This is a genomic window from Micromonospora rosaria (assembly GCF_001567585.1).
Taxonomy (GTDB): Bacteria; Actinomycetota; Actinomycetes; order Mycobacteriales; family Micromonosporaceae; genus Micromonospora; species Micromonospora rosaria.
This window is the reverse complement of record NZ_LRQV01000200.1, coordinates 1-9309: the sequence shown is the minus strand read 5'-3', so window position 1 is coordinate 9309 and position 9309 is coordinate 1. Positions and strand designations below refer to the sequence as shown.

Sequence of the window (9309 nt, the reverse complement as noted above, 5' to 3'; positions counted from 1 at the left end):
CCACGCCGACGCCGCCGAGGTCCTCGCCGCCGCCGGCCCGCCCCCCGCCGGCGCGTTGCCGCTGCACTGGGCCGGCTGCGACCGCTGCTGCGGGCGACCGGCCGCACCGGCCGCCCTGCTGGTCGCCGACGGTTCCGGCTACCGTGTCGAGAGCCCCCGAGGGGAGCACGACGGCCCGCTGTCCGAGCGGGTGGCCCACGCACGGAGAGCAACGTGATGAGCTACGACTACGTCCGCGACGGCGCGGAGATCTACCGCCGCTCCTTCGCCACCATCCGCGCCGAGGCCGACCTGTCCCGGTTCCCCGCCGACGTGTCCCGGGTGGTGGTCCGGATGATCCACGCCAGCGGCATGGTGGACCTCGCCGACGACGTGGACGCCCATCCCGACGTGGTCGCCGCCGGGCACGCCGCGCTGCGGGCCGGCGCGCCCGTGCTGTGCGACGCGGCGATGGTCGCCGCCGGCATCACCCGTACGCGGCTGCCCGCCGACAACGAGGTGGTCTGCACCCTGCGGGACCCGGCCGTCCCGGACCTGGCCCGGCAGCAGGGCACCACCCGCAGCGCCGCCGCGATGCAACTGTGGCGGGACCGCCTCGACGGTGCCGTGGTGGCCATCGGCAACGCCCCCACCTCGCTGTTCCGGTTGTTGGAGCTGATCGACCAGGGCGTCGGTCGCCCGGCGGCCGTCGTGGGGGTGCCCGTGGGGTTCATCGGCGCGGCAGAATCCAAGCAGGCCCTCGCCGCGCACCCGGCACGGGTGCCCTACCTGGTCGTGCACGGGCGGCGCGGGGGCAGCGCCGTCACCGCGGCGGCGGTGAACGGCATCGCGAGCGAGGTGGAGTGACGATGGCCCAGCCCGGCACGCTCTACGGCGTCGGCGTCGGACCCGGCGACCCGGAACTGCTGACGGTCAAGGCCGCCCGGCTGATCAGCGAGGCCGACGTGGTCGCCTACTACTCGGCCCGGCACGGCCGCAGCATCGCCCGGTCGATCGTCGCCGCGCACCTGCACGACCGGCACGTCCACGAGCCGCTGGTGTACCCGATCACCACCGAGGAGACCGACGACCCGGCCGGGTACGAGGGCGTCATCCGGCAGTTCTACGACGACAGCGCCGAACGGCTCGCCGTCCACCTCGCCGCCGGCCGTACCGTGGTGGTGCTCTGCGCCGGGGACCCGATGTTCTACGGCTCCTACATGTACCTGCACGAGCGTCTCGCGCACCGGTTCCCGGCCCAGGTGGTCCCCGGCGTCACCTCGGTCAGCGCCGCGTCGGCGGTGCTCGGCCGGCCGCTGGTGGAACGCGACGAGGTGCTGACCATCCTGCCCGGGACGCTGCCCGCCGAGGAGCTGGCCCGCCGGCTCGCCGACACCGACGCCGCCGCCGTGCTCAAACTCGGCCGCACCTTCGGCCGGGTCCGGGCCGCCCTCGACGACGCCGGCCGGCTCCCCGAGTCGTGGTACGTCGAACGGGCCACCTCCGAGCGGGGCCGGCAGGCGCCGCTGGCCGAGGTGGACCCCGACGAGGTGCCCTACTTCTCGCTGGCTCTGCTGCCCAGTCCGACCAGCAGTGCCGTCCACGCGGACCCGCCCGCCCCGGCGGCCTCCGGCGGGGAGGTGGTGGTGGTCGGCCTCGGCCCGGCGGGACCGCGCTGGCAGACCCCGGAGGTGACCCGCGCCCTGCGCGAGGCCGAGCACCTGGTCGGGTACGCCCCGTACGTCGACCGGGTGCCGGTGCGCCCCGGCCAGCAGCGGCACACCTCCGGCAACCAGGTGGAGACCGAACGGGCCGCCCACGCCCTGGACCTCGCGCTCGGCGGGGCCCGGGTGGTGGTCGTCTCCTCCGGTGACCCGGGCGTCTTCGCGATGGCCAGCGCCGTCTACGAGGTGGCCACCGCCGAGGCCCGCTTCGCCCGGGTGCCGGTCCGGGTGTTGCCCGGCCTCACCGCGGCCCAGGCCGCCGCGAGCCGGATCGGCGCGCCGCTCGGGCACGACTTCGCGGTGCTGTCCCTGTCCGACCGGCTCAAGCCGTGGCCGGTGATCGAGGCGCGGCTCGCCGCCGCCGCCGAGGCCGACCTGGTCCTCGCCCTCTACAACCCGGCCTCGGCGAGCCGCCGCTGGCAGGTCGGCGCGGCCCGGGACGTCCTGCTGCGCCACCGTGACCCGAAGACCCCGGTGGTGGTGGCCCGCGACATCGGCCGGCCCGGCGAGACGGTGACCGTGACCACGGTGGCCGACCTCGACCCCCAGGTGGTGGACATGCGCTGCCTGCTCCTCGTGGGATCGTCGACCACGCAGGTCAGCACCCGGGGGGACGGCTCCGTGGCGGTGTGGACCCCGCGTACCTACCCGGGCTGACCGGGGGGTAGCCCGTCCACCCACCGGGCCGCCTCCTCGGCGGTGTGCACCACCGCCGGCAGGTCGGGTGGGGCTGGCCGGTCGACCATCAGCACCGGTAGCCCGAGCCGGCGGGCGGCGACGAGCTTCGCCTCGGTGAGCGCCCCGCCGCTGTCCTTGGTCACCAGCACGTCGATCCGGTGGTCGCGGATCAGCGCCAGCTCACCGTCCACCGTGTACGGGCCCCGGCTGCGCAGCAGCCGCACATGCGCGGGCAGGGGCCCGTCGGGTGCGTCGACCACGCGGGCGAGGAACCACACCCCGGTCACCGGCAGGAACATGCCGAGGCTCTGCCGGCCGGTGGTGAGCAGCGCCCGCGTCCCGAGCGCCGGCAGGTCCCGTACGGCGGCGGCCATGTCGGGCACCCGGTGCCACCGGTCACCCGGCTGGGCCGTCCACCCGGGCCGTTCCAGCCGTAGGTGCGGCACCCGGGCGGTCGCGGCGGCCTCGACCCCGGCGACCCGCATCCGGGCCGCGTAGGGGTGGGTGGCGTCCACCACCGCGTCGACGTGGTGGTCGGTGAGCCACCGGGCCAGTCCCGCCGGGCCACCGAACCCGCCGATGCGCACCTCGCCGACCGGCAGGCGGGGGTCCGCCACCCGTCCCGCCAGCGAGGAGACCACCGTCGTGGCCGGCTGCGCGGCCAGGATGGCGGCCAGGGCCCGCGCCTCGGCGGTACCGCCGAGAACGAGCACCCGCCGGGTCGACGGCGAGCTGGTGGACCTGTCCACCGTAGGGCCGCGTCGTGCCGTCGGACCGGCCACCGCCTCGCTGTTCGGGGCACCCACCAGATCCTCCGTTCGCACCGGGGCCGGGCTCGGTCGCCGTGCGGCCCGGCTCCGCTGGCGGCTCGGCCCAGGCTAGCGGCTGCCCGGGGTGGGACCGGTCCCGCGTCCCGGACACCCCGCCGTCCGCCTCGTGCCGGCGGCAACCGCCGCGTGGCACGTTTGCGCGCGGCGACCGTGGGCATGGACTGCCATGGAGCACCCCGGCAGCGAGCCGAGCGTCGTCATCACCCCGTACCCGGACGGGCCGCTGCTGGTCCGCGGCGCGTTCCTGTTGCGCGCGCCCGACGGCACGCCGATCGAGCCGGGCCGGAGCACCATAGCGTTGTGCCGGTGCGGCATGTCGGCGATCAAGCCGTTCTGCGACGGCACGCACAAGGTGACCGGGTTCCGGGCGGCCAGCGGGCGCGACCCGGGGCCGGAGCCGGCCGGGGTGGACGCACCGCCGGTCTGACCGGGGCGCGGGGCCGCCGCGCGCCGTCAACCGGCGAGCTGGCGTTGCCGGTGCGCGGCCACCCGGATGCGTGCGCCGGCGTAGCTGATCCCGCCCCACCCGACCCGCCGGGCGAGCGCCAACCAGGCGCAGGTGGCCCGCTCCAGCACCCAGACCGGGGCGAACGCGACGGTGCTGCGGGGGAAGACCCGGGCTCCGCCGGCCCGTCGCCGGCCCGCCTCGGCCAGCGTCACGATCGTCACGAGCGCCCCCGTCGCGGCTGCGCCCCACCGACCGCTGCGGGCCGCGACGAGCGCCGCCGGGAGGAGGGCGAGGAACACCGCGAAGCGGCGGGGCTGGGCGAGGTCGTCGTAGGCCTGCCGGACCCGTTGCGCCCAGAACCGCCGCGCGGTGGGCGGCAGGCGGCGCACGTAGAGACCGTGCGCGACGATCTCCCGTCCCCCGTGTGCCCGTACCGTCCGGATCAGCTCCAGGTTCTCGAACAGCACGTCGCCGTCGTAGCCGCCGATGCCCAGCACCGTCGACCGGCGGACGCCGAGCGTCCCGGGGTAGTCGGCGCCGACGGCCCGGTTGAGCAGGCTCCGGCCGGTGTCCCACCGGGCGTGCCAGGGCAGCGGATCGAAGTAGTTCTGCGGGCGGACCAGGTCCGCGTGACCGAGTAACTCAGCCATCCGGCGCAACCCGGCGTCGTCGTAGCGGACGTCGTCGTCGGCCACGATCACCCGATCGTGGCGAGCCACGCGGAGCCCGGTCAGGACCCCGTTCACCTTGCCGTTCGCGTACCGCAGACCCGGGTCGGGCGGTAGGTGCCGCACCAGCAGGGACCGCCACCGGGCCGCGTGCCCGGCCCGCAGCGCCGACGGTGAGCCGTCCACCACGACCACCTCGACGCGGCGGGAGAGCCAGCGCAGGTAGGCGGTCAGTTCCTCCAGGCCCGAATCCTCCGACCAGCGCAGCGGCAGGACGTAGGTCACCGGCTCCGGGACGGCCGCCGCGCCCGCCCCGCCCGTCGCCCGACCGGACGGGGCGCTCACGCGAGCGCCATCGACGTCCGCAGCGAGCTCCGTCCGCTGGACCACGAGGTGACCAGGTGCTCGGCGAAGAGCCGGTCGAGGGCGAGACAGCACGCCGCGCCGAACCACACGTCCGGCGCGAGGTGGGGCTCGCCGCTGACCAACGAGCCGCACAGGTCGTGCGCGGCGATCTGCTCGTGGACGGCGTCGGCCTCGACGTGCTCGTCGTAGAAGCGGGTCGCCGGGGGAGTGCCGCCGAGTCGTCGCAGCGCGTCGCCGTAGCGGCGGTTCGGCAGCGACGAGGTCATCTCGAAGGCCGTCAGGTGCCCCATCAACGCGCCCCGCCACCGCCGGTGCAGACCGAACAGGGACATCAGGTTGTTGGTCGCGAGCGTCACGGCGGGCACCACGTCGACGTACGCGCCGTACCGGGTGTCCAGCTTCAGCCAGGCCATCGTGTCGCGGAAGAGCTGCGCGTGCATCCGGGCGAGCTGACCGCCGCCGTACTCGTCGATCTGGATCTCGATGAGGGCGGCCTTGGCCGGTCCGGCCAGCCGGGGGATGCCCCAGGTGTGCGGGTCGGCCTCCCTGAGGTGGTACACCGACCGGTGCGTCACGAACTCCTCGAACCGCGCGGGTCCGGTCCGGCGGCCGAGTTCGGTGGCCAGCGACGGACCGTCGTCGGCCGTCACCAGGTCGGCCAGGGCGCGGGGGAGGTCCCGGTCGAATCCCTCGGGCGGACGGCCGACCAGCCGGCGCAACGAGGACTCGAAGTCCGCCTCGGCGACGCGGCGCAGCGCGAGCAGCGCCGGGTCCCACTCCCACTCGTCGGCGACGTCGTCCCAGCCGCGGTAGTGCAGCTCGTAGAGGGCGAAGAGGAGGATCTGGAGGTCCTCGTCCGACAGGGCGTCGCGGGTCCGGGGCACCGGCTGACCGAGATCGGGCGGCAACTGCCCCGGAGCGCGTCTGAGGGCTCGGAACACCAGCTCCGAGACCGGGCCCCGGGCCGCCGGAAGTCTCATCGGAACCTCCTGATCAGCGTCCGGGCCCGGATGCCCCGCCCGGTGTGAGGTAAACCCGCACGGCAGTGCAACGGTCTCGCCCCGCGCCGGGCGATATGACGCTTTTGATGACTACGTACGTAAATGCGACCTACAGTGTTCGTGAGACTGGTGGGGACGATGCGGCGGGAGGGACGATGTCGATCGGGCGGTGGGGGCGCCTGCTGGTGGCCGCCCCGGTGTCGGTCACGCTGACGGTGACGGCGCTGGTGGTCACGGCGGTGCCCGCCGTCGCCAGCACGGTCCTGTTCGACCAGCCCTTCGCGAGCAACACGGCCAGCGGTCTGGGCGCCGTGGCGGTGCCCGGCGTCCCCTCCGGCCTGACCAGCAACAGCGCCTGCCTCAGCGCGGCGGGCAACACGACCACCGGGCCGCTGCTCAGCTGCCCCAGCAGCACCGACCCGCAGGGCTCCGGCAAGTTGCGGCTGACCCCGGCCGCCCTGACCCGGCAGGGCGGGGTGTTCGGCGCGGTGAGCGTGCCCACGTCGCAGGGGCTGTACGTCACCTTCAACGCCTACCAGTACGGCGGCAGCAGTCCCGGGGCGGACGGCCTGGCCTTCGTGCTCGCGGCGGTCGACCCGGCCGACCCGCGCTCACCGTCGACCATCGGCCAGCCGGGTGGGTCGCTGGGCTACTCGGCCGCGTACAGCGGCGGCTCGGTCGGCCTCTCCAACGGGTACCTGGGCATCGGCTTCGACGTCTACGGAAACTTCAGCAACAGCGTCTACCAGGGCACCGGGTGCACCAACCCGGCGTACATCTCGACCACCAACGGGCGGGTGCCGGGCCAGGTCGTGATCCGGGGTCCGGGCCGCAACGGCGTCGGGTACTGCGCGGTCAACAGCACCGCCACCAGCACCTCGTCCTCGGCGGTCCCGCTGCGGGCGAGCACCCGCGCCGCCTCCGTGGTGCCGGTCGAGGTGGTCGCCAACACCACCGCCTCGTCGTACACCACCAGCACCGGGATCACCGTGCCGGCCGGGCGGTACGCGGTCCGCTTCACCCCCGTCGGCGGTACGGCCCGTACCCTCACCGGTACCTTGCCGGTGGTCTCGTCGAGCCTGTACCCCGCACCGAACTGGTTGAACGCCAACGGCATCCCCCGGCAACTGGCCTTCGGCTGGGTCGGCTCCACCGGGGCGGTCACCGACTTCCACGAGATCGACAACGCCCGGGTGGTCAGCTTCAACGACGTGCCCAACCTGCTCGTGAGCCAGACCAGTTCGGTGGGGGCCACCCCGCAGCCGGGCGACCCGGTGACGTACACGGTCACCGCCCGCGTCGACTCCGGGCCCAGCGAGTCGTCGCCGGTCCTGGTGACCCAGACCCTGCCGGCCGGCGTGGTCCCCCGGGGCGCCTACGGCTCCGGCTGGACCTGCGCCGCGCCCTCCGGGCAGAGCATCACCTGCACCAACACCAACACGCCGTTCCCCGGCGGCACGAGCCTGTCCCCGGTCACCGTGGCCGCCACCGTGACCGGCACGGCGGTCACCCCGACGCTGATCCAGACCGGCACGGTGGCCACCGCCTCGTCGAACGACGCGAGCCCGGGGTACGCCTCCACCACCACCGCGGTCGCCCCGCTGACCGCGCCCAGCGCCGTGACCGTCACCCCGGCGACGGGTTCGATCGCCGGGGGCGCGGCGGTCACCGTCCGTGGCACCAACCTCGCCGGCGCGACCGCGATCACCATCGGCACGGCCGACGAGCAGGCGACCGGGGCCTCGGTGGTGCTGCTGCCCTGCGCCTCGGGGCCGGCGGCCGGCTGCTTCACCAGCAGCGACGGCAGCCTCGGCATCTCCTCGATGCCGGCCCGTTCCGGCCCCGCCCCGGTGACCGTCTCCGTCGTCACCCGGGGCGCGGCCGGCGCGGGAAGCTTCGTCTACGCCTCGTCGCCGGCCGCCCCGGCCACCCCGACCGCCGTCGCCGGTGTCGCCAGCGCCACCGTCACCTGGGCCGCCCCGGCCGACAACGGCAGCCCGATCACCGGGTACGTCATCACCCCGATCCGGGACGGGGTGACCCAGTCGACGGTCACCGTGGACGCCTCGACCACCACCCGTACCCTGACCGGGCTGACCACGTCGGCGCAGTACACCTTTCGAGTGGCGGCGGTCAACGCGTACGGCACCGGCACGGCCAGCCCGGCCTCGGCGCCGGTCGTGCCGTACACCGTGCCGGAGGCGCCGACCATCACCTCGGTCACGGCCGGCACCACCTCCGCGACCGTCACCTGGAGCGCGCCGGCCACCGGCGGCTCGGCGATCACCGGCTACCGGCTGACCCCGTACCTCGGAGGGACGGCCCAGACCCCGGTGACCCTGCCCGCGACGCCGACCAGCCGGACCATCACCGGCCTGACCGCCGGTGCCACGTACACGTTCCGGGTCGCCGCCGTCAACGCCGCCGGTACCGGCCCCGACTCGGCGGCGTCGGCCCCGGTCACGGTCAACGCCCCGCCCGGCCTCACCTTCCCGCCCCCACCCGGCGGTGAGGTCGGCGCGGCGTACCAGGTCACGCTCACCGTGACCGGTGGCACCGCGCCCTTCGTCTGGTCGGTGAGCGCGGGGGCGTTGCCGCCGGGGCTGACCCTGGGCGCGGCCACCGGGATCCTCGCCGGCACCCCCACCCGGGCCGGCAGCTACGCGTTCACCGTCCGGGTGACCGACGCCAGTGGATTCTCCGACACCCGGCCGGCCACCGTCACCATCGCCACCGCGCCCACCCTCGACTTCCCGCCACCGCCGCCGGGCAAGGCGTTCCAGCCGTACTCGTACCAGCTCACGGTGACCGGTGGCACCGGGCCGTTCGCCTGGTCGGTGAGCGCGGGGACGTTGCCGCCGGGGCTGACCCTGGGCGCGGCCACCGGGCTGCTGTCCGGTACACCCACGGCTGCCGGGACCTTCGCCTTCACCGTCCGGGTGGCGGATTCGTTCGCCCAGTCCGCCACCCGGCCGGTCAGCCTGGTCGTCGACCCGCTGGGCGGGCTGACCATCAGCGTGCCCGTCGCCGCGTCGCTCGGTCGGGGCACCCCGGGCTCCCCGCCGGTCAGCGACCGGCTCGGCCTGGTCCGGGTGATCGACGACCGGGGCCTGACGGCGGGATCGTGGGTGGCCACCGTCTCCGCGACGGCCTTCGTCACGGGCTCGGGCTCGGCCGGTGAGACCATCCCGCGCAGCGCCGTCACGTACGCCTCCGGCCCGCCGGTGAGCACGACGGGCACCGGCACCTTCCTGCCCCAGCCCGGTACGGTCCTGGACGTGCCCCGCACCGCCGCGGGCTGGTCCGGCCAGGCCGGCGGTGCCAACGCGGTCAGTTGGAACCCCACGCTGTCGGTGCTGTTGCCGCCGCAGACGGTGGTCGGCACCTACCGGGCCACCGTGACCCACTCGGTCATCTGAGGCCGCGGCGACGCCGCCCGAGCGCGGTGAGCGCCGTGCCGACCGCGATCATCAGGGCGGCGGCGGTCAGCAGCGGCCCCGGTCCCGGGTCGAGCCCGGTGACCGGCAGCGGCGGCCCCGTCGGGTCGGGGTCGGGCGTCGGGTGCGTCGTCGGCCCGGGATCGGGCGTCGGTTGTGCCGTCGGGTCGGGGTCGGG

The 9309-nt window shown here is 75.3% G+C and carries 7 protein-coding genes and 2 pseudogenes; 5 read left to right on the top strand and 4 right to left on the bottom strand.

Annotation, left to right across the window (positions count from 1 at the left end):
* From AWW66_RS35010 to AWW66_RS30075, 3 genes and pseudogenes are all read left to right on the top strand, one after another.
* Positions 1 to 217 (top strand): annotated as a pseudogene (locus tag AWW66_RS35010) (hypothetical protein); the annotation flags it as partial.
* Entirely contained in the window at positions 217 to 846 is a 630-nt protein-coding gene (locus AWW66_RS30080; protein WP_067373555.1) for a precorrin-8X methylmutase, read from the top strand. The pseudogene AWW66_RS35010 and the gene AWW66_RS30080, both read left to right, overlap by 1 nt.
* A gap of 2 nt (positions 847 to 848) precedes the next feature.
* Positions 849 to 2360 (top strand): precorrin-2 C(20)-methyltransferase, encoded by a 1512-nt coding sequence (locus AWW66_RS30075; protein WP_067373552.1) that lies wholly within the window; start codon positions 849 to 851, stop codon positions 2358 to 2360.
* Here AWW66_RS30075 and AWW66_RS30070 read toward each other — a convergent pair.
* Positions 2348 to 3187: a cobalt-precorrin-6A reductase gene (locus AWW66_RS30070; RefSeq protein ID WP_245648549.1), complete on the bottom strand. Its 840-nt coding sequence runs from the start codon at positions 3185 to 3187 to the stop codon at positions 2348 to 2350. The two genes, AWW66_RS30075 and AWW66_RS30070, sit on opposite strands and share 13 nt — an antisense overlap.
* A gap of 190 nt (positions 3188 to 3377) precedes the next feature.
* On the opposite strand from AWW66_RS30070, the gene AWW66_RS30065 reads away from it, so the two are divergent.
* The gene (locus AWW66_RS30065) at positions 3378 to 3638 is read left to right on the top strand and encodes a CDGSH iron-sulfur domain-containing protein (RefSeq protein ID WP_067373547.1); all 261 of its coding nucleotides are present in this window, start codon (positions 3378 to 3380) and stop codon (positions 3636 to 3638) included.
* Between the two features lie 26 nt (positions 3639 to 3664).
* On the opposite strand, the gene AWW66_RS30060 is transcribed toward AWW66_RS30065, so the two are convergent.
* Together AWW66_RS30060 and AWW66_RS30055 are read right to left on the bottom strand one after the other, a co-directional pair.
* Complete coding sequence (locus tag AWW66_RS30060; protein ID WP_067373544.1) at positions 3665 to 4672, bottom strand: glycosyltransferase family 2 protein; 1008 nt, start codon at positions 4670 to 4672, stop codon at positions 3665 to 3667.
* Positions 4669 to 5673, bottom strand: coding sequence for an iron-containing redox enzyme family protein (locus tag AWW66_RS30055; protein ID WP_067373542.1), 1005 nt, complete (start codon positions 5671 to 5673; stop codon positions 4669 to 4671). The genes AWW66_RS30060 and AWW66_RS30055 overlap by 4 nt, the downstream gene beginning before the upstream one ends.
* Before the next feature lie 176 nt (positions 5674 to 5849).
* Between AWW66_RS30055 and AWW66_RS30050 the strand changes: the two genes are divergently transcribed.
* Entirely contained in the window at positions 5850 to 9113 is a 3264-nt protein-coding gene (locus AWW66_RS30050) for a fibronectin type III domain-containing protein (protein WP_067373539.1), read from the top strand.
* Here the strand turns inward: AWW66_RS30050 and AWW66_RS34670 are convergent.
* Positions 9106 to 9309 (bottom strand): annotated as a pseudogene (locus tag AWW66_RS34670) (hypothetical protein); the annotation flags it as partial. The gene AWW66_RS30050 and the pseudogene AWW66_RS34670 sit on opposite strands and share 8 nt — an antisense overlap.

Excerpts from the sequence above, each read along its gene's own strand:
- AWW66_RS30080 (WP_067373555.1), top strand. The coding sequence starts at position 217 with ATGAGCTACGACTACGTCCGCGACGGCGCGGAGATCTACCGCCGCTCC.
- AWW66_RS30075 (WP_067373552.1), top strand. The coding sequence starts at position 849 with ATGGCCCAGCCCGGCACGCTCTACGGCGTCGGCGTCGGACCCGGCGAC.
- AWW66_RS30065 (WP_067373547.1), top strand. The coding sequence starts at position 3,378 with ATGGAGCACCCCGGCAGCGAGCCGAGCGTCGTCATCACCCCGTACCCG.
- AWW66_RS30055 (WP_067373542.1), bottom strand. The coding sequence starts at position 5,673 with ATGAGACTTCCGGCGGCCCGGGGCCCGGTCTCGGAGCTGGTGTTCCGA.
- AWW66_RS30050 (WP_067373539.1), top strand. The coding sequence starts at position 5,850 with ATGTCGATCGGGCGGTGGGGGCGCCTGCTGGTGGCCGCCCCGGTGTCG.